Genomic DNA, 18,841 nt, shown 5'->3' with positions numbered 1-18,841 from the left:
AGCCGGCTGCCGCCAGGCGACGGACGCTATGGCCGCTGCGGGCGGCGTTGAATTGGCTTTGCTTCAGGCTGCTACCGGTTCTTCTGTGGCGGTGGTGCTCGGATGGCGCATCAATTCGATCAAGGGCAACGCGCGCTGGACCGCCAGTCTGGCCCGTTCGATCAGGGCCATGTCGTGCAGGCGGTAGTCGGCAAAATCCTTGTCGGTCGCGTAGACGCCCAGCGGCAAGGTGCGCGCCTGGAAGAAGCTGAACAAGGGCCGCAACTGGTGATCGATGATCAGGGCATGGCGTTCGCTGCCGCCGGTGGCCGCCAACAAGACGGGCTTGTCGATCAGGGCGTCTTGATGAATGAAGTCGAAGAAGTGCTTGAACAGCCCCGTGTACGAGCCTCGGTAGACCGGGGTTGTCACCACCAGGACGTCCGCTTGTTCGACCGCGCCAAGCTCGCGCTCCACCGTGTCGGGCAATTGAGAGCGCCAGACGGCGCCGGCCAGTTGCGGGGCGAGCTCACCCAGTTCAACAAGGTGTTGTTCGCACGGAATATGGTCGGCGATCAGGTCCAGCAGGTGTTCTGCCAGGGCCGCTGACTTCGAGGGGCGTTGCAGTCCGCCGGAAACTGCGACTAGACGGAGTGGACGTGTCATCTTTGCTTCACATGAATAGAGCTGCCCGGCGCGGCATCTGTCTTTGTGCAGTTGCAGCATCAAGCTGGAACCGCATGCTAGAGGAGGGCAACGATGAAGTAAAATGGTTTTATTTCACCTATCCATGAGCAGGAATCATCTGAATGCTTGAACGCATCCACCTCAGCATCGTCCAGCAGGTCGAAAAGCAAGGGTCCTTGACGGCCGCTGCGGGCGTGTTGAACCTGACCCAGTCGGCACTGAGCCACAGCATGAAGAAGCTGGAAGTGCAGTTGGGCACGGACGTCTGGCTGCGCGAAGGTCGAAGCCTGCGCCTCACCCAGGCCGGCCAATACCTGCTGGCGGTGGCGAACCGCGTGCTGCCGCAACTGGACCTGGCCGAAGAGAGACTGGGCCAGTTCGCGCAGGGCGAACGCGGCGCGCTGCGCATCGGCATGGAATGCCACCCTTGCTATCAATGGTTGCTGAAGGTGGTTTCACCGTATCTGGCGGCGTGGCCCGACGTGGATGTGGACGTCAAGCAGAAGTTCCAGTTTGGCGGGATCGGCGCGCTGTTCGGCTACGAGATCGACCTGCTGGTGACGCCCGACCCGCTGTTTAAGCCGGGCCTGAAGTTCGAGCCCGTGTTCGACTACGAGCAGGTGCTGGTCGTGCCCAAGGGCCACCGCCTGGCAACGGCTGCGTACGTGAAACCGCAGCAGCTGACGCAGGAAGTGTTGATCAGCTACCCCGTGGACATCGAGCGCCTGGACATCTACAACCAGTTCCTGCTGCCGGCAGGCGTCACGCCCAAGCGCCACAAAGCCATCGAAACCACCGACATCATGGTGCAGATGGTAGCCAGCGGACGCGGCGTGGCCGCGCTGCCGCGCTGGCTGGTCGAGGAGTACGCGGCCCGGATGGAGGTGGTGCCGGTACGGCTGGGCGCGCGCGGCATCGCCAAGCAGATTTTTCTTGGCGCGCGCGAAGCGGACAGCGCCATTGATTACGTGCGGGCATTCATTGAACTGGCCCGCCACCCGGGCACCGACGCGCCGACCGCTGTGGCGCAAGAAGCCAATGGACAATCACGGTAGCGCTACAGTGAATGTCGCGACTCCAGCGGGCACGGAATCGTGCTGACAGTCCCAGCTACATTAGAAAGTCACGCAGCGGCGCGGGGTAGAGTACGCAGGCATCGAAGATCTGGATGTCGCAATAAACGAAAGCCGAAGGCTCACTCGTGCCTGCCCCCCTCGATCAGCATGCCTCGCAACCGCTGGCGCTGTCTTTCCAGCGCCGCTATCTGCTTCTCCAAGATCGCCAGCCGTTTGCGCTTCGCATCCTTCATATCCGCGCATGCCTTCGCCCCTTCAATCAGCAACATGCAACCCGGAAAGCTGCGGATTTCTTCCAAACTGAAGCCGGTGGCGATCAATCGCTGAATCTGCTTGACCTGAGTGACGGCCACTGCGTCAAAGGCGCGGTAGCCATTCTGGGCACGCGTTGACGCAAGCAAGCCGTGCTGATCGTAGTGACGAATCGAGCGTACGCTGACGCCGGTTGCTTGCGCCAGCGCGCCGATCTTCAGCAGGGTGGTGGGCTCAGTTTTATTCATGGATCGAACCTTATCACCTAGTGCTTGACTGTGACACTAATGTCAGGCTTTAGCCTGGGCTCTTTCCATTCGAAGGAGCTTCAACATGATGTCTTTCAGCGCTTTCACCCATTGGCGCAAGGGGTTTGCCGCAGTGGCCCTGATGGTTCTATCCACGCTGGCGCGGGCCGCAGTAGATCCATACACAGTGACGGCGCCTGATGGCGTGCGCATCGCGGTGCAAGAGGCCGGTGACCCGAACGGTCAGCCCATCATCTTTATTCACGGTTTGCTTGGCAGCCACCTTAGCTGGGAAAAGCAGGTCAACAGCCCTCAGTTGCAGCGCTACCGCCTGATCACTTTCGATATGCGGGGGCATGGCCTGTCCGGGCAACCTGAGCGTGCCGATGCCTACCGTGATGGACGCCGTTGGGCGGATGATCTGGCTGCGGTGATTGCGGGGTCAGGCGCCCGGCAGCCCGTCTTGGTGGGATGGTCGCTAGGCGCGGCAGTTACCACGAATTATCTGGCTGCCTATGGTGACGAGAAAATCGCCGGTGCTGTGTACGTGGGGGGTGTCATCGAACTGACACCGGAACAAATCGTGTCGCAGCCGCATGCTTACAAAGGAATGGCATCGCCAGATCTCAAGACGCATCTCGATGCTGAACGCGAATTTGTGGCCCTGTGCTTTGCCACCCAGCCTGACGCGCGGACGTTCCAGCGTTTGCTGGCCAATGCCGCCATGGCTTCCCAGAGCATGCAGAACGCCGTGCATGGTATGTCGCTGAATGCGCCCAAGGGCTTAGGGGCCATGCACAAGCCGCTGTTGTTGATTTATGGCGCGCGTGATGCGTTGGTGCAGGCCCAACCGTCCTTCAATCGCGCCAAGGCCTTGAACGCCGGCGCCATCGGCAAGTTCTACGCAGACTCGGGGCACGCTCCCTTTCTGGAGGAGGCCGAGCGTTTCAACCGCGATCTGTCCGCCTTTGCTGACGCCGCGACGCGGCGTTAGCCGTTCATGTGCCCAGCGCAAATATCAACGCTGGCATGTTTTATGGCGATCGATATAAAATCCCTGGACGTTCTCGGGTACCTGCCACGCACGTGCCTTCGTCAACCCGCTTGCCCCACGGAAGGCCACCGCATGACGCAACTTGCCGACCCCGTCCAGGATGCCCCCGTCGGACCCGTGTCCGTACCCCGACTTCCGCGACCCTCCCGCAAAACCCTCCACGGGCTTTGCTGGGCGGGCCTCAGCGTGTTGATCTTTGCCGGCTGGTTTGTGGTGACGCGCTTTAGCGTGACGCGCGAACTGCGGTTGTGGGATGTCACCGCGCTGCGGTTCGGTATCGGCGCTGTAATTCTTTTTCCGGTGCTGCTGCGGGGTTCCGGGCGCATATCCGGCAAACAATGGGGTGAAGGACTGTTGTACGCCTGTCTGTGGGGCATGCCTTTTGTCCTGGCGGTAGCTCTGGGACTACAGCTCACGTCAGCCGGGCGGGCGGCGGCAGTGACGCCGACATTGATGCCCGTTTTTGTCGGGCTTTTTGCCTGGGTCTTCCTGAAAGAAAAGCAGGGCTGGGGCCGCTGGCTGGGGTATCTGGCCATCGTCATCGGATTGGTCTGCATGATTGCGGGCGGCGCCTCGGCGCACGGGGTGGCGAACCCCGTGGGGATCCTGGCGCTGATTACCGCCGCCGCGATGTGGGCCGTCTATACGCTGCTGTTTCGGCGCAGCGCGCTGACGCCGGTGCAGGCGGCGGCGTTGATCTGCTTCTGGTCGGCCGTGCTGTTTCTGCCGATCTACCTGGTTGCCGGCCTCAGCCGCCTTGCTTTGGCGTCGCCAGGCGAAATTGCTTTGCAGGCGTTTTACCAAGGCGTCTTGATGAGCGGCGTGGCCATCGTTTCCTTCAACCGATCCGTTGCGCTGCTGGGGCCGTCCGCCGCCACGGCCATCATTGCCTTGATCCCGGCGGTTGCCGCGCTGACCGCCATTCCCGTCCTGGGCGAGCTGCCGTCGTGGGAAGAGGGCATTGCCCTTCTTGCCGTGGTTGGCGGCGTGCTGCTGGCGGCCCGTCCCAAGCGCCCGGCAGCAGTCCCATCGACCACCACGACAGCGAGACAACAGCCATGATCCGTTTTTACTTTCATCCGACGCCTAACCCCGCAAAGATCGCGCTTTTCCTGGAAGAGACCGGGCTGGAGTACGAAGCCGTGCCGGTCGACACCAGCAAAGGCGAGCAGCACACGCCGGCGTTTCGCGCCATCAACCCGAACGGCAAGGTGCCGGCCATTGTTGATACTGACGGTCCTGGCGGCAAGGAAGCGCGCGTGTTCGACTCGACGGCCATCCTGATCTATCTGGCCGACAAGACCGGCCAGCTTGCGGGCACGCCCGAAGATCGGCCTGAGCTGCTGTCGTGGCTGCTGTTCATTGCGTCCGGCCTGGGTCCGTTTTCCGGCCAGGCGGTGCACTTTCAGTTTGCCGCGCCGGATGGTCTGGACTACGCCGTCAACCGTTACCGCCGCGAAGCCGATCGGCACTATCAGGTGCTGGACGAGCATCTGAAGGGGCGCGAATTCATCGTGGGCAACCGCTTTACCATCGCGGATATTTCGGCGTGGGGCTGGCTTGATCGGGCCTCGCGCGTGCGCAAGGGCTCGGAAGATCCGCTGGCGCCGTTTCCGGAATTGAAGCGCTGGTTCGCCGGCGTGGATGCACGCCCGGCGGTTGCGCGCGCCCGGGCGCTCAGCAAAAGCCACCAATGGAAAACCGTCAACGACGACGAGACCAAGCGGGCCTTGTTCCCCTCAAATTTCGCGCCTGCGTCGTCGCAAGCGATTTGAAATGAAGATGCAGAACGAGCGTAATAGAACGACGTCACCTTCGTCTGTTTGTTGCGCGACACAGCCGCGTAGGGTTGCACATGGCGCGCCCCAAAGAGTTTGACGAAGCGGCGGCGCTTGATGCCGCTATCGAATGCTTCTGGTCGCGCGGCTATGAAGCCACGTCGGTGCGTGATCTGGCCGCTGCCATGGGCATCGTGGGCCCCAGCTTGTACAACACGTTTGGCGACAAGCGCCGGCTGTACCAGCGGGCGCTCGCGCATTACGTCGAGCGCGGCTTTTGCGAACGGGTCAGGCGTTTTGAATCGCAAATGACACCCCGCGAGGCCATCGGCGCGTTCTTTGACGAAATCATCGAACTATCGCTGGCGGACGAACAGCGCAAGGGCTGCATGATCGTGAACTCGGCGCTGGAGTTGTCTGCGCACGATGCCGAGTTCCAAGAGGCGCTGGCGCTTGTGCTGCGGGATATGGAGGCTTTCTTCCTGCGCTGCGTGCAGGCGGGCCAGCAAGCCGGCACGATCAACGCCACGCAGCCGGCGGATGACCTTGCGCGCATGCTGCTCGGCTTGCTGATGGGCCTGCGCGTGCTGGCGCGCTCGCGGCCGGAACCGGAGTTGCTGCGTGGTCTGGTTCGGCCCGCGCTGGCCTTGCTTGATGACGCCCGCCCGCGTTGATGACAAGGCCGGACAACGCGGTGGGCTCCCCGCAATAAACCCGACATCGGGCGATGGCCTGGAATTTTTCTACGAAAGCTGGCCGCGCGGGCGGTGACGTGTTGAGGCTGTCCGGGCGGCGCTGCCTTATAAATCCAGCACGAGCCTGCTGCCCTTGGCGCTGGACACGCAGATCAGCATCGTCTTTTGCGCGGCCTTTTCCGCGTTGCTGAGATATTGGTCGGCGTGTTCGGCTTCGCCTTCCAGAATGCGGGTCTCACAGGTGCCGCACACGCCCTCGCGGCACAGGCAATCCACCGGCACGGTGCTGTCGCGCTCGATGGCGTTCAGGATGGACTCGCCGGCGGCCACCTCCACGGTCTTGCCGGACTTGGCCAGCACCACGGTGAAAGCGCCGCCGGTTTGCTTGGGCGCGGCGAATTGTTCGACGTGCACGCGCGCTGACTCGATCCCGACCGCTTGCGCGGCGCCGCGCACGGCATCGATCAGTGGGGTGGGGCCGCACACGTAGGCGTGCGCACCGGGTTCCATGCCGCCCAGCAGGTCCGCCAGATCCATGCGCTGGCCTTTGCTGTCGACATAGAAACGGACGCCATTCCCGCAAAGCCGGGCAAGCTCGTCCCGAAAGGCGCCGTGTTCGTCAGCGCGATAGGCGTAGTGCAGTTCGTACGAACCACCGCACCGGTGCAGGTCATGCAACTGCGACATGAATGGGGTGATGCCGATGCCGCCGGCGATCAGGACATGGTGGCGGGCGGCCTCGTCCAGGGCAAACAAGTTGCTGGGCGCGGTGATGTAGAGTGCGTCGCCTTCGGCCACCTTGTCATGCATAAAGGCAGACCCGCCTTTGGACGGCGTTTCGCGCCGCACGCCGATCTGGTAGTTGCCAAGGGCGTTGGGCGAACTCATCAGCGAGTAAGCGTTGTTGTAATGGCGACTGCCGTCGCGCAGCTGCACGATGATGTGGCTGCCGCCCGTGAAGGGCGGCAACGCGCCGCCGTCCATGGCTTCCAGCGTGTAGCGCTTGACCAGCGGGGTGACGTGCTCGATGCGCGCGACGCGCACGAGCAGGGCCGCTTGGGTGCTCAGGGTGCTGGCGGTGCTGGTGGTGCTCTCTGTGTTGGCGGTGCTCAGGCTGCTCATGGTGCTGATGGTGCTGATGGTGCTGATGGCGCTCATGGTGCTCATGCTTGGGCCGTGGCGCGATGGAGCGCGGGCGGGGAAGTGTCGGCAGACAAGGCTTCCTGGTATTCCGTGGCCAGCTTGCGATGAAAATGCACGATGCCGTGCTCGCTGATTCCGCTGCGCTGGCGGTCGACCATGATGCGGCCTTGCCCGCGATAGCCGCGCGACTTCAATCCCTTCTGCACGCTTTCTACCAGTCGCAGGTCTTCAGGCCGAAAAACGTCGCGATACCAGTCCACCAGCTTCTGCTGTTCCTCGGTCAATTCCTTGTTCAGAAAGTAAATGTCGTAGTGCTGCAACGTGACGCCCGCGCTGGCGGGGAATTCGTAGATGACGGTCATGAAGTCGGCGCCCGGTGGCACGTTGAACATCGTGCAGGGCCAGGCCCAGAAGCCTGCAAAGCTGGGGTCCTTCACCGAGGCATCGACCTTGAAGGATTTTTCGGACGATTTCGCCAGGCCGAATTGCAACGTCCAGTTGCCGTGCATCGTGTGGGTGTATTTGTCGACCTGGACAGAGTCCGCAAAGCTGGGATGCACCGGGCCGCAGTGATAGCACTCCAGGTAGTTGTCGACGATGGACTTCCAATTGGCGGGGGTTTCGGTGACGAAGCGCGCGGCCAGTTGCAGGGTGTCCACCACCGGGCAGGCGGCGCGCAGGCGGGCTTCGAAGCCGGGGAGTTGGTCTTCTACCGACCCCGCGCGCGGGTTCAGGTTGATGAAGACAAAGCCCGCGGCTTCTTCGACCTTGATCGGGACCAGCGTGGCCTTGTCCCGGTCAAAGTTGGGCACGTTGTCGCAGTTGCGGGCGAAGGCCAGCTCGCCATCCAGCTTGAACGTCCAGGCGTGGTACGGACAGGTGATGACGTTTTTGGCTTTGCCGCTGCCTTGCAACAGTTGGTGGCCGCGATGCGGGCACACGTTGTAGAACGCGCGCAGGATGCCGTCGCGGTCGCGCAGCACAATGATGCTTTCACCGATGATGTCGCGCGTTACGTAGTCGTTGGGCTCGGCCAATTCGCTACGGTGGGCCACGCAGATCCAGCTGTGGGCAAAGATCTTTTCCTGCTCGTACTGGAAGACGGCGTCCTGGGTGTAATACGGGGCGGGCAGCGTCCAGGCGTTTTCTTCGTCGGCGTTGAAGTCGGCGGGTAGCTTGGGGATGCGGTTCATGATGATCTCCTGGGAACAAAGGCCGGTTGGGTGGGCGATTCAATCTGATGCGCCGGGATATCTCCGTAGTCCTGCATCAACCAGCGGAACAGGCCGAACAGCTTGATGCCCAGAATGAAGACAAAGGGGATGGCGGTCAGCACCACGGCCGTTTTCATCGTTTCCAAAGACGCCTTGGTGAACAGCATTGCCAGCGGGACCAGCGTCAGTGCAATGCACCAGAAGACGCGGCTGGCGGGCGTGGGGTCTTCGCCTTCCGACAGGTTGCGCGTGGTGGTGGCGGCGACGGCGTAGGCCACGGCGTCGACGTGGGCGGCCAGAAAGACCAGCATGGTTGCTAGGTACAGCGCCAAAAACAGCTTGCCGGCCGGCAGCGCGCTTAGCAACATTTCCACTGCCGTTTCGCCGCCTTGTTCCTGCAAGACGCGGGGCACGTCGATGGCGCCCGTCATGAACTGGTGCATTGAATAGCTTTCCAGCGCGCCGAAGAAGAACCAGCATCCGGCGCTGCCGCCCAGCAGCAGCGCATAGATTACTTCCTTGATCTTGCGGCCCTTGGAAACGCGCGCCACAAACATGGCCACGCCCGGGGAATACGACACCCACCACAGCCAATAAAACACCGTCCAACCGCGGTTGAAGGCCCCGTCGCCGGCGGGGTCGGTGAAGAGGCTCATGCGGACGTAGTTTTGCAGCATCAGGCCCAGGCCATTGACGATGTTGTTGCCGGAAAACTGCGTGGGGCCCACGACCAGCACGACGGCAGCCAGCAGCAGCGCGCCCCAACAGACCAGATGGCTCAGGCGCTTCATGCCGCTGGCGATGCCGATATAGGCGCTGGCCGAGAACAGCGCGGACACGCCGACGATCACGATCACCTGCATGGCGAAGGTGTCGGGCGTGCCGACCAGGCTGGCCAGGCCGCGCGTGAAGGTGGATGCCGTCAACGCAATGGACACCGTCAGCGCGCCGAACATCGTCAGCAGGAAGATCAGGTCCGCCAGACGGCCGACGGGACCCGTCGCACGGAACCCGGTTATCGCTTGGAGGATAGATGCCAGGTTCAGCCCCGCCTTCTTGCGCACATGAAAGTGGTAGGCCATGGCCAGCGAGGGCAGGGCGTATACCGCCCACGCGCTTAACCCCCAGTGGAAAAACGAATAGCTGATGCTGGTTTCCAGGGCCTCGCGCGTGCCGGACGCGACGTTGAGCCCGGGCGTTTGGTAGTAGTAGGCCCACTCCATCACGCCCCAATACAGCGTCGACGAGCCCATGCCGGCACAGATGAACATGAAGATCCAGGACAGCGTCGAGTATTCGGGCTTGCTGTCACCGAGGCGCACGTTGCCGTATTTGCTGAACGCCAGGCCAATGCAGGCGATGACGCAGCCGAAAACAAACACCTGGATCAGCGAGCCGAATGAACGCGTGGTCCAGTCGAATAGATCGGCCGCGGTGGCGGCGGCTTGCATGGGCCAGAGGACCATGGCGATGACGGTGAGCAGCACGGCGGTAAGTGTGCAAAGCGTCAGGAACCCGTCGCGGCGTGGCGCGGCTATTTTCACGTTGTCTCCTTCCTTGCGTTGTTGCGCACGGTATCTTGTCGTGTGTTAACCAGCGGTTTACATTAACCATTGATTAACCCAATGATTGACCCGGACTGTAGGAAGAACCTTGCCCATGCACAAGCTTCAATCGGAAAACGGCGCGTTTGTAACGGGTGGTTTTTGTTTTCGCTGTGTCGGCTGGACTCGGTCGTCATGAAAGAAGACAGCTTTGCGTTCCGCTTGAAAGAGCTGCTTGAACACAAGCAACTGACCCTGCAAGCCGTGGCCGGCGCGCTGAACGTCTCGCGCCCCGCCGTCCATAAATGGACGAAGGGCGGCGAGATCGACTACGAAAAGCTGCGCAAGCTGGCGGCGTTTCTGGGGGTGAACTGGATCTGGCTGCGATACGGCGAGCAAGCGCGGGAAGAGGCGGGTGCAGCAAGCGCCGTGGACATTCCCATGACGGATACGCGCCGCCGCTACATGGCCGACATCATGGAAAGCGAAGCGCGCATGAAGCTGGCGCAAGAGGGCGCGCGCATCGTTACGTGGGAATGGAACCTGATCACGGACGACGTCAGCTACTCGCCCAACGTCCAAGCCGTATACGGCTGGCGCATCGTCAGCAACGACAGCTTCTGGTTGCACGTGCACCCCGACGACGTTGCCATGATGCAGGCGGTCTACGACGAATCCCTGCGCACCGGCAACGCGCACGAATTCGACTTTCGCGTGATCCAGCCGGATGGCGCCCTGCGCTGGATTTCCTCACGCGCCACCCCCGTGCGCGACTTTGACGGACGCATCGTCAAGGTGGTCGGCATCAGCATGGACAACACCGCCCGCAAGCTGGCCGAGCAATCCCTGCGCGATCAGCAGGCGCGTTTTGAAGCGGTATTTGAGCTGACGTCGCAAGGCATGGCGCTGCTGGACGCCGACCTGCGCTGCGAATCCGTCAATGGGGCGCTGGCGAGGATGCTGGGGGCCGACCCGAAAGCGCTGCTGGGCGATGGCCTGGCCGGGCTGCTGGCCGATGGCGGCGCGCGCCTGAAGAAGATGCTGCACGGCAGGCCCACCGCCGCGTTTGGCGCAAAGATGCGCGGCAAGGATGGCCGCTGGCTTGCAGTGAACGTGCGGGCGGTGTTGACACGCGGCACAGAGGTCGGGGCAGCGGCGTACTTTGCGTTGGCGGTGGAGCAAGGGTGAGCGGGGGGAAGACGCTGCCAGCCCGCCCCGCGCAAACGCCGGTCATCACCCCCCGCGACTCTTCACCACCAAATTGCTCACAAACACCTGCACCACTTCATCTTTCTGATTCAAGGTGGTGGTGCGGGCTTTGACCAAGCCCTGTTCCGGCCGGGTTTTCGACGGCCGCACTTCCAGCACCTCGCTTTCTATCCGCAACTCGTCGTCCGGACGCACCGGCAGCGGCCAGCGCATTTCTTCCACGCCCGCGCCGATGATGCCGCCGGCGGGTTTGAAGTCGCTGGCGACCAGCAGTTGCATGGTCAGCGCGGCGGTGTGCCAGCCGCTGGCGGCCAGGCCTTTGAACAGCGTGACGTTGGCCGCGTCTTCATCAAGATGGAACGGCTGCGGGTCGAATTCCTTGGCAAAGGCTTTGATGCGTTCGCGCGTGACGCGCACGCGGGCGGTGCCGATGAAGCGTTGTCCGGGGGTCAGGTCTTCCAGGTAGTGCACGGCCATGTTGGTTTGCTCCGTCGGTGGGCGTGGCAGGCGTGAATAAGGAAAAATCAGCGGGGGGATTCCGAAGCCAGGGACGCCAGCAATTCACTGCGACAGGCTTCGAGGATTTCGTCGGCCAGCGGCGAGTCATCAGGGCAGGCCCGCGACAGCGCGACGGCGCCGATCACGTGGGCCAGCAAATCGATGCGCTTGGCGCGCGCGCGCTTGGCGGATAAAGACGGGTCTATGTTCGGGTTTGAATCGGGGTTTGCATGCGCACCCGAATGCGCACCCGAATTCGCACCCGAATGCGCACCCGAATGCGCGCCCGAATCCGGGTCCGCGTTCAGGCCCGCGTTCAGGCCCGAATCTTGCGGCGCAACGTCGTCCTTGGCCAACGCCGCCAGCATGTTCTCGATGCCTGCGGCAAAGGTGGTCTTGACGTCGTCGGACTGGCGCGCGGCGTCGCCGCACAGGGCGGCCATGGTGCAGCCCGCGCTGCGGCCGTCGCGATGGGCGCGGGACAAGTAGATGTTGACGAACTTGGCCGGGTCCATGTCGCCCGTCATCGCCAGGGATTGCGACAACCCAGACGCGGCCGTTTCGGCCATCAGGTCGGCCTTGGAGCGGAAGTGCTTGTAGAACCCGCCGTGGGTAAAGCCGGCAGCGGCCATCAGTTCGGCCACGCCCACGCCGTCGTACCCGCGTTCTCGAAACAGGGTCGATGCGGTCTCGACAATGTGCGCCCGGTTTGCCTGCGCCTGCGCCTTGGTGACCCTCATTTTTGCAACCTCGTTTGATGACACGCCCGCGCGTGCCAGTTTGTTAATGCCATGTGCAGGTGACAAATATACATTGATGTCGATCATCATCAAAGTACTTGACGGTTTAGATGTTGATCATCATCATTAACGCCGTTGGCCGCCCGGCCCGGACCGTAATCCGGACCTGGCCCTGCCGCGATCAGCCCAAGGCCACCGCCTTGCGCACCGCAATCAACCCCCATTTATGGAACCCGACCATGACCGACAACGCTTTGTTCCAGCCCTACACCTTAGGAACCCTGACGCTTTCAAACCGCATCGTGATGGCGCCGCTGACGCGCAATCGCGCCGAAGCGGGCTTTGTGCCCAGCCGCCATGCCGCGACGTATTACGCCCAGCGCGCTTCGGCGGGTTTGTTGATTGCCGAGGCGACACAGATCTCGCAGCAAGGGCAGGGGTATCAGGACACGCCGGGTATTTACACGGCGGCGCAGGTCGAAGGCTGGCGGCAAGTGACGCAGGCCGTGCATGCCAAGGGCGGCAAGATTTTCCTTCAGCTGTGGCATGTGGGCCGCGTGTCGCACGTGGACCTGCAAGAGAACGGCGCCGCGCCCGTCGCGCCGTCCGCCATCCGCGCCGAGACCAAGACGTTTGTCAACAATGGCTTTGAGCCGGTGTCGATGCCGCGCGCCTTGGCGCTGGACGAGTTGCCCGGCATCGTCGACGACTTTCGTCAGGCAGCCGCGAACGCCATCGCGGCGGGTTTCGATGGCGTGGAAATCCACGGCGCCAACGGCTATCTGCTTGAGCAATTCGCCAAGGACGGCGCGAACCATCGCGACGACGCGTACGGCGGTTCGGTGCAGAACCGTGCGCGGCTGTTGCTGGAGGTGACGCAGGCGGTGGCCAACGAGGTTGGCGCCGACCGTACCGGCGTGCGCATTTCGCCGGTGTCGCCGGCCAACGGTATTACTTGCAGCGACCCGCAGGCGCAGTACGACTACATCGCTGACCAGCTCAATGCGTTGGGCGTGATCTACCTGCACGTGGTGGAGGGCGCGACGGGCGGGCCGCGTGATGTGGCGCCGTTCGACTACGGTTCGCTGCGCAGGCGCTTTACGAACACCTATATCGCCAACAACGGGTATTCGCTGGACCTGGCCGCCACTCAGCTTGCCCAGGGCCATGCCGACCTGTTTGCATTCGGCCGCCCGTTCATCGCCAACCCCGATCTGGTGCAGCGCCTGAAGACGGGCGCTGCGCTGGCGCAGCTGGACCCCGCCACGCTGTATGGCGGCGGCGCACAAGGCTATATCGACTACCCGGCGCTGGCCGACGCGCGCTGACTGGCGGGCTATCGCCGTTTTCGCGGCGTGCCATCCGCGGACTTACAACGAGAACTGCAAAATGAATTCCTCTACTGTTTTGATTACCGGCGCGTCGTCGGGCATAGGCGCAACCTATGCCGAGCGCTTTGCGCGGCGCGGCCACGATCTGGTGCTGGTGGCGCGCGACCTGACCCGGCTGGAGACGCTGGCTGCGCGCTTGCGGCAGGACCATGGCGTCGCGGTTGACGTGCTGGCGGCCGACCTGACGCGCAATGACGACATTGAAGCCGTCGAGGCCCGGCTGCGCGATGATGCCCGCATCCAGATCCTGATCAACAACGCGGGCGCTGCGCAGACCGGCAACTTTGTGGCGCAGACGCCCCAGGCGGCCGGCCAATTGGTGGCGCTGAACACGACCGCGCCCACGCGGCTGGCCAGCGCCATCGCGCCGCGCCTGGTGCGGGCCGGCACCGGCGCCATCGTGAATGTGGGGTCGGTGGTGGGCTTCATGCCGCAGTTCGGCATGGCGGTGTATGGCGCCACCAAGGCCTATATGTTGTTCTTGTCGCAGGCCTTGCATGAAGAGCTGGCGCCCGCCGGCGTCTATGTGCAGGCGGTGCTGCCCGCCGCCACGCGCACCGAGATCTGGCAACGCGCGGGCATCGATATCAATGCGCTGCCGGAAGTGATGGACGTGGGTGAATTGGTGGATGCGGCGTTGGTCGGATTTGACCGCCGCGAGACGGTGACGATCCCGCCGCTGCATGAGGCGTCGCGCTGGGATGCCCTGGACGGGGCGCGCCAAGCGCTGTTGGGCGACATCAAGATGGCCAGCGCGGCCGCGCGCTATCAGGCAGCGTGAGGCGACGATGGGCGGGCGTCGGTGCCGACATGCCCGCCCATCTTTGCGATCGTGGGTGCCCAAGCCACGTCTTGGTGCCCCAGCCAAGGCTATTGAAGCATCGGCGCGCCCAGTCCGATCGCGCCCGTGTTGATCAGCCGTTGCAGATACTGCGTGCCTTCGCGCAACGCCTCGGCGGGGGTTTCCCAGGGCGTGTGCGGGCACGGCATGCACCAGTCAACCAGGATGTCGGTGCATCGCACCACCTGCACCAGCGAAATGAAACCGGCCGGCAAAGAGCCTGGTTTTTCCAGCGCGCGCAACGGGATGGCACGTACGCTAAGGACGTAGCCGCGATACTGCGTGATGACGGAATGCTCCATAAGGCCTCCCCCACATGGTGGCTAAAACGCGAACGCGCCCGGCATACACCGGGCGCAACGTTTCAAGCCTGCCGATCAAGTCACGGTGAAAGAGATCTTGCGGGGCTGCGCCTCGCGCAGTCGCGGAATCTGCAAGGTCAGCACGCCGTGCTTCAAGTTGGCGGTGATGTTGTCCTTGTCCAGATCGTGGCCCAGCGTGAAGCTGCGGCGGAACAGCGGTTCGCGCAGTTCGTTATGCACCAGCCGCACCTCGGCCGGCACCTGCACCGCGGCTTCGCCTTCGATCAGCAATTCGTTCGACTGCACCTTGATCGACAGCCTGTCCTTGGACACGCCGGGCAGGTCGGCCAAGAGCGTAATGCCCGTGGCGTTCTCGTAGATGTCCACGGCGGGCAGGGTGGCGGGGCGGTTGGTGTCGTCAGCGACCTTGGCCAGGGATTCCGAGCCGCGCGTGGCGGCTAGTTGGTTGCGTTCTTCCATGATGATCCTCCTGTGTCGTCGGCCAGTGTTCATTGGATGGAAATCAAACGCGGCTTGGCGGACTCGCGTTTGCCGATCGAAATGCAAAGACAGCCGTCGGTGTAGCGCGCCTGGATGTTCTCTGGATCGGCGTCGGCAGGCAGTTCCACCACGCGGCTGAATCGGCCGCGCGCGCGTTCGCGTGCATACAGGGTGGTTTGCCCGGAAGGTTCTTCTTCGCGGCGTTCACCCGAAATGGTCAGCAGGCCTTTTTCCATGGTGACTTCAAGCGCGTCCGGGTCTACGCCGGGCACAAACGCCACGACTTCAATCGAGTCGGCGCACGCGCCTACGTTCACGGGCGGAAAGTCACCGCGTGCCGTGGACCGCAGGTTGGAAGGCGCGGTCGAGGATCGCAGGATTTTGTCCAGCTGTTGCAGGGTGTCCAGGGCGGAACTGATGCCGCTATCGAAAAATGGATAAGTTGCCATGTTCGTCTCCCGATAAGGTCTGGTTCAGACGGGCGTAGGGCTTGGCGGCATGGGGTGTCTACGCTGCGCTGCCCCGCCATAGCGCAAATGTGGCATCGGGTTTGCGGGTTTCAAGAGAGGGGGCGATTGAATTCTTCAATCAAGGCAACGGGAAAAATTGCGGATTTTTAGCGCGGGTGGTGGCCCGCGGGCGGCGTTGAACGGCCGTGGCACGATGCGCCTTTCCCCGCCGGTTGAGCGCCCTGTGAAGACGCGATAAATTCATTCGACACGTTGGTTCGATGGGCATGACCCCACGCGAAATCCGCTTTTGGCAAACGGAGATCCCATGGACATATTCACGACTATCCACACGCACATCGCCGCGCTGGGCCTGCCGCTGTATGCGGTCAGCGCCAGCGCGGTGCAAAAGGCAGACACCCCCATTTTGTTGACGCTGCACTGGCATGGCTTCAAGCCTGACCGGACGGCGATTGCACAGCCGCTGCGTTCGGTGGCGGCGTCGGCCTTGCAGTTGAATCAGCGCTGGAACCACTACGCCGAAATCGATGAAGCCGTGCTTGAAGCCGGATGGCGCTTGGGCGCCTGGGACGTGGAACGCGTGGCGCATCCCGGTTGGTGCCGCCTGAATGCGCCGCTGGAAGAAGCCGTGGCTTGCCGTCGGGCGTTTGCCGACTATTCCGATCTGCCCGGCGGGCAGGAACGCGTTGCGCTTGAGGCGCCGGATCATTCGGCGCTGATGGAGCTGGCCGCGCGCAAGGGATATCTGCGCTGGATGTTCCGGCCGCGCAAGAACGGCATCTGGAATCAGACGGACGCGGATGACGCCACGGTGGACGCCGAGGGCGGCCGTACGCAACCCTGTCCCGTGCATGCCGCGCCTGCCGCCCAGCTGCAAAAGCGCGTGACCTTTCGTCTGGGAAAGGCGGTCGGCATCTGGGTCTGCGGTGATGCACGTCGGTGATGCACGTCCCTGATGCAATTTGATTCAATTTGCGGCTCTTGAACTTGCGCGGCCCTGCCCATAAATCCTGATGCGCGCCCGCAAAGGCGCAGTGTTTGGTGATCTGAATTGTTCAGGAGATTGAGTCATGAAGATCCGTCCCCTCTATGACCGGGTAATCGTCAAGCGCATCGAACAGGAACGCAAGACCGCATCCGGCATCGTGATTCCCGATTCCGCGGCGGAAAAGCCCGAGCAGGGCGAAGTCGTGGCGGTCGGTGGCGGCAAGGTCGGTCGCGACGGCGCCGTGCAGAAGTTGCAACTTAAAGTGGGTGACCACGTCCTGTTCGGAAAATACGCCGGGCAGACCGTCAAGGTCGACGGCCAGGAACTCTTGGTCATGCGTGAAGACGACGTCCTGGCGGTGCTGGAACCCACACGCGACACGTTCAAGAAAGCGGCATAACGCGCTTGCCCGAGCCGCTATCAGGAATCTACCCAAGAAATAGCAGGAGCCTTAGAAATGAGTGCCAAGGACATTCAATTTCACGATAACGCGCGCGCCCGCGTGGTAAAGGGCGTCAACATTCTGGCCGACGCCGTCAAGGTCACGCTGGGTCCGAAGGGCCGCAACGTACTGCTGGAACGCAGCTTCGGCGCGCCCACCATCACGAAGGACGGCGTGTCTGTCGCCAAGGAAATCGAGCTGAAGGACAAGTTCGAAAACATGGGTGCGCAGATCGTCAAGCAAGTGGCCTCGAAGACGGCCGACGTGGCAGGCGACGGCACGACCACCGCCACCGTGCTGGCGCAGGCCATCGTGCAAGAGGGCATGAAGTATGTGGCCTCGGGCATGAACCCCATGGACCTGAAGCGGGGCGTGGACCAGGCGGTGCAGGCGGTGGTGGACAAGCTGAAGGATCTTTCCAAACCCATCTCGACCAGCAAGGAAATTGCGCAGGTCGCGTCCTTGTCGGCCAATTCCGACGAGACCATCGGCCAGATCATCGCCAAGGCCATGGACAAGGTGGGCCGCGAGGGCGTCATCACGGTGGAAGACGGCAAGTCGCTGGACAACGAACTGGATGTGGTCGAGGGCATGCAGTTTGACCGTGGCTACCTCAGCCCGTATTTCGTGACCGACCCCGAGAAGCAGGTGGCGCAGCTGGACGAGCCGCTGGTGCTGCTGCATGACAAAAAGATCTCGAACATTCGCGATCTGCTGCCGGTGCTGGAAATTGCCGCCAAGGCGGGCAAGCCGTTGATGATCGTGGCCGAGGATGTGGACGGTGAAGCGCTGGCCACCTTGGTCGTGAACTCGATTCGCGGCGTGCTGAAGGTGGTGGCGGTCAAGGCCCCCGGCTTTGGCGACCGCCGCCGCGCGATGCTGGAAGATATCGCCATCCTGACGGGCGCCACGGTGAGCTCGGACGAGACCGGCATGCAGCTGGAAAAGACCACGCTGGAACAGCTGGGCAACGCCCAGCGCGTCGAGGTCCGCAAAGAAGAGTCGGTCATTATCGGCGGCGCGGGCAAGCAGGCGGACATCCAGGCGCGCGTGGCGGTCCTGCGCAAACAGGCGGACGAGGCCACCAGCGACTACGACCGCGAAAAGCTCCAGGAGCGCGTGGCGAAGCTGGCGGGAGGGGTGGCGGTCATCAAGGTGGGCGCCGCGACCGAGGTCGAGATGAAAGAGAAGAAGGACCGCGTGGACGACGCGCTGCACGCCACGCGCGCGGCCGTCGAAGAGGGTATTGTGCCCGGGGGCGGCGTGGCGTTGCTGCGGGCGCGCACGGCCATTCACGGATTGAAGGGCGCCAACGCCGATCAGGACGCCGGCATCCGGATCGTGTTGCGCGCGCTGGAGGCGCCGTTGCGGGCCATCGTCACGAACGCCGGCGACGAGCCCTCGGTGATTGTGGCCAAGGTGCTGGAAGGCAAGGGCAACTACGGCTATGACGCCGCCACCGGCAACTATGGCGACCTGGTGGACCTGGGCGTGGTCGACCCGACCAAGGTGACGCGCACCGCGTTGCAGAACGCGGCGTCTATCGCGGGCCTGATCCTGACCACCGACGCCACCGTGGCGCAGCTGCCGGAGGAGTCCAAGGCACCCGCCGCGCCCACGCCTGAGATGTCGTTCTAAGGGGGACTCGGGGTTGCCCACCCCGATTCAGTGCGAAAGAAGGGCGCCTGGCAGCAAGGTCAACCTTGCTGCCCGGCGCCCTTTGTCGTGGGGCTTTTGTCGTGCGGGGGCCTTTGCCCCGGGGGGCTTATCGATCCGGCCTTAGCTTTGG

General features: G+C 63.1%; 21 protein-coding genes and 2 pseudogenes. 13 read left to right on the top strand and 10 right to left on the bottom strand.

Annotated features, from left to right (window positions below; all coding sequences use genetic code 11):
• Nucleotides 1-63: 63 nt before the first annotated feature.
• Nucleotides 64-645 carry an FMN reductase gene (gene msuE / locus YH64_RS18190; RefSeq protein ID WP_046805865.1) on the bottom strand — a complete coding sequence of 194 codons (582 nt, stop codon included), beginning with the start codon at nucleotides 643-645 and terminating at the stop codon, nucleotides 64-66.
• A 143-nt stretch (nucleotides 646-788) separates the two neighbouring features.
• On the opposite strand from msuE, the gene YH64_RS18185 reads away from it, so the two are divergent.
• Complete coding sequence (locus tag YH64_RS18185; protein ID WP_046805866.1) at nucleotides 789-1,721, top strand: LysR family transcriptional regulator; 933 nt, start codon at nucleotides 789-791, stop codon at nucleotides 1,719-1,721.
• Between the two features lie 140 nt (nucleotides 1,722-1,861).
• On the opposite strand, the gene YH64_RS18180 is transcribed toward YH64_RS18185, so the two are convergent.
• Nucleotides 1,862-2,242: a MerR family transcriptional regulator gene (locus YH64_RS18180; protein ID WP_046805867.1), complete on the bottom strand. Its 381-nt coding sequence runs from the start codon at nucleotides 2,240-2,242 to the stop codon at nucleotides 1,862-1,864.
• Between the two features lie 88 nt (nucleotides 2,243-2,330).
• Between YH64_RS18180 and YH64_RS18175 the strand changes: the two genes are divergently transcribed.
• The 4 genes from YH64_RS18175 to YH64_RS18160 all read left to right on the top strand — a co-directional run bounded on the left by YH64_RS18175 (nucleotide 2,331) and on the right by YH64_RS18160 (nucleotide 5,748).
• The gene (locus YH64_RS18175; protein ID WP_046805919.1) at nucleotides 2,331-3,236 is read left to right on the top strand and encodes an alpha/beta fold hydrolase; all 906 of its coding nucleotides are present in this window, start codon (nucleotides 2,331-2,333) and stop codon (nucleotides 3,234-3,236) included.
• A gap of 132 nt (nucleotides 3,237-3,368) precedes the next feature.
• Nucleotides 3,369-4,358, top strand: coding sequence for a DMT family transporter (locus YH64_RS18170; protein WP_052946057.1), 990 nt, complete (start codon nucleotides 3,369-3,371; stop codon nucleotides 4,356-4,358).
• Nucleotides 4,355-5,071 (top strand): glutathione S-transferase family protein, encoded by a 717-nt coding sequence (locus tag YH64_RS18165; protein ID WP_046805868.1) that lies wholly within the window; start codon nucleotides 4,355-4,357, stop codon nucleotides 5,069-5,071. The genes YH64_RS18170 and YH64_RS18165 overlap by 4 nt, the downstream gene beginning before the upstream one ends.
• Before the next feature lie 80 nt (nucleotides 5,072-5,151).
• Nucleotides 5,152-5,748, top strand: coding sequence for a TetR/AcrR family transcriptional regulator (locus YH64_RS18160; protein ID WP_046805869.1), 597 nt, complete (start codon nucleotides 5,152-5,154; stop codon nucleotides 5,746-5,748).
• A 126-nt stretch (nucleotides 5,749-5,874) separates the two neighbouring features.
• On the opposite strand, the gene YH64_RS18155 is transcribed toward YH64_RS18160, so the two are convergent.
• From YH64_RS18155 to YH64_RS18145, 3 genes are read right to left on the bottom strand one after another with little or no spacing between them, the layout of a single operon-like run.
• Nucleotides 5,875-6,936, bottom strand: coding sequence for a PDR/VanB family oxidoreductase (locus YH64_RS18155; protein WP_304503185.1), 1,062 nt, complete (start codon nucleotides 6,934-6,936; stop codon nucleotides 5,875-5,877).
• A complete protein-coding gene (locus YH64_RS18150) occupies nucleotides 6,933-8,105 on the bottom strand; it encodes an aromatic ring-hydroxylating dioxygenase subunit alpha (RefSeq protein WP_046805870.1) in 1,173 nt (390 codons plus the stop codon). The genes YH64_RS18155 and YH64_RS18150 overlap by 4 nt, the downstream gene beginning before the upstream one ends.
• Nucleotides 8,102-9,670, bottom strand: coding sequence for a BCCT family transporter (locus YH64_RS18145; RefSeq protein ID WP_046805871.1), 1,569 nt, complete (start codon nucleotides 9,668-9,670; stop codon nucleotides 8,102-8,104). The genes YH64_RS18150 and YH64_RS18145 overlap by 4 nt, the downstream gene beginning before the upstream one ends.
• An 81-nt stretch (nucleotides 9,671-9,751) precedes the next feature.
• Between YH64_RS18145 and YH64_RS30820 the strand changes: the two are divergent.
• From YH64_RS30820 to YH64_RS30810, 3 genes and pseudogenes are all read left to right on the top strand, one after another.
• A pseudogene (locus YH64_RS30820) lies at nucleotides 9,752-10,042 on the top strand (helix-turn-helix domain-containing protein); the annotation flags it as partial.
• 69 nt (nucleotides 10,043-10,111) lie between these two features.
• A pseudogene (locus YH64_RS30815) lies at nucleotides 10,112-10,507 on the top strand (PAS domain-containing protein); the annotation flags it as partial.
• Nucleotides 10,481-10,858 (top strand): PAS domain-containing protein, encoded by a 378-nt coding sequence (locus YH64_RS30810; protein WP_370512761.1) that lies wholly within the window; start codon nucleotides 10,481-10,483, stop codon nucleotides 10,856-10,858. The pseudogene YH64_RS30815 and the gene YH64_RS30810, both read left to right, overlap by 27 nt.
• 45 nt (nucleotides 10,859-10,903) lie before the next feature.
• Here YH64_RS30810 and YH64_RS18135 read toward each other — a convergent pair whose 3' ends face one another.
• Entirely contained in the window at nucleotides 10,904-11,356 is a 453-nt protein-coding gene (locus tag YH64_RS18135; protein WP_046805872.1) for a MaoC family dehydratase, read from the bottom strand.
• Nucleotides 11,357-11,403: 47 nt separating this feature from the next.
• On the bottom strand, nucleotides 11,404-12,117 hold the full coding sequence (locus YH64_RS18130) for a TetR/AcrR family transcriptional regulator (RefSeq protein ID WP_046805923.1): 714 nt from the start codon (nucleotides 12,115-12,117) through the stop codon (nucleotides 11,404-11,406).
• 239 nt (nucleotides 12,118-12,356) lie between these two features.
• On the opposite strand from YH64_RS18130, the gene YH64_RS18125 reads away from it, so the two are divergent.
• Nucleotides 12,357-13,445 (top strand): alkene reductase, encoded by a 1,089-nt coding sequence (locus YH64_RS18125; protein ID WP_046805924.1) that lies wholly within the window; start codon nucleotides 12,357-12,359, stop codon nucleotides 13,443-13,445.
• A 61-nt stretch (nucleotides 13,446-13,506) separates the two neighbouring features.
• Nucleotides 13,507-14,289: an SDR family oxidoreductase gene (locus tag YH64_RS18120; RefSeq protein WP_046805873.1), complete on the top strand. Its 783-nt coding sequence runs from the start codon at nucleotides 13,507-13,509 to the stop codon at nucleotides 14,287-14,289.
• An 89-nt stretch (nucleotides 14,290-14,378) separates the two neighbouring features.
• On the opposite strand, the gene YH64_RS18115 is transcribed toward YH64_RS18120, so the two are convergent.
• The 3 genes from YH64_RS18115 to YH64_RS18105 form a co-directional block, all read right to left on the bottom strand.
• The gene (locus YH64_RS18115; protein WP_046805874.1) at nucleotides 14,379-14,651 is read right to left on the bottom strand and encodes a hypothetical protein; all 273 of its coding nucleotides are present in this window, start codon (nucleotides 14,649-14,651) and stop codon (nucleotides 14,379-14,381) included.
• Between the two features lie 75 nt (nucleotides 14,652-14,726).
• Nucleotides 14,727-15,131 carry an Hsp20/alpha crystallin family protein gene (locus YH64_RS18110; RefSeq protein ID WP_046805875.1) on the bottom strand — a complete coding sequence of 135 codons (405 nt, stop codon included), beginning with the start codon at nucleotides 15,129-15,131 and terminating at the stop codon, nucleotides 14,727-14,729.
• A gap of 29 nt (nucleotides 15,132-15,160) precedes the next feature.
• Nucleotides 15,161-15,601, bottom strand: a complete 441-nt coding sequence (locus tag YH64_RS18105; protein WP_046805876.1) for an Hsp20/alpha crystallin family protein — start codon at nucleotides 15,599-15,601, stop codon at nucleotides 15,161-15,163.
• Nucleotides 15,602-15,929: 328 nt separating this feature from the next.
• Between YH64_RS18105 and YH64_RS18100 the strand changes: the two genes are divergently transcribed.
• The 3 genes from YH64_RS18100 (at nucleotide 15,930) to groL (ending at nucleotide 18,690) form a co-directional block, all read left to right on the top strand.
• Entirely contained in the window at nucleotides 15,930-16,565 is a 636-nt protein-coding gene (locus tag YH64_RS18100) for a hypothetical protein (protein WP_046805877.1), read from the top strand.
• Between the two features lie 127 nt (nucleotides 16,566-16,692).
• Complete coding sequence (locus tag YH64_RS18095; RefSeq protein ID WP_046805878.1) at nucleotides 16,693-17,010, top strand: co-chaperone GroES; 318 nt, start codon at nucleotides 16,693-16,695, stop codon at nucleotides 17,008-17,010.
• A gap of 57 nt (nucleotides 17,011-17,067) precedes the next feature.
• A complete protein-coding gene (groL, locus tag YH64_RS18090; RefSeq protein ID WP_046805879.1) occupies nucleotides 17,068-18,690 on the top strand; it encodes a chaperonin GroEL in 1,623 nt (540 codons plus the stop codon).
• The last annotated feature ends 151 nt before the right edge of the window (nucleotides 18,691-18,841 follow it).

This window comes from Achromobacter sp. LC458 (assembly GCF_001005835.2).
Taxonomy (GTDB): Bacteria; Pseudomonadota; Gammaproteobacteria; order Burkholderiales; family Burkholderiaceae_B; genus Achromobacter; species Achromobacter spanius_B.
Note: the sequence above shows the minus strand (reverse complement) of the source record. Positions and strands in the feature narration are given on the sequence as shown.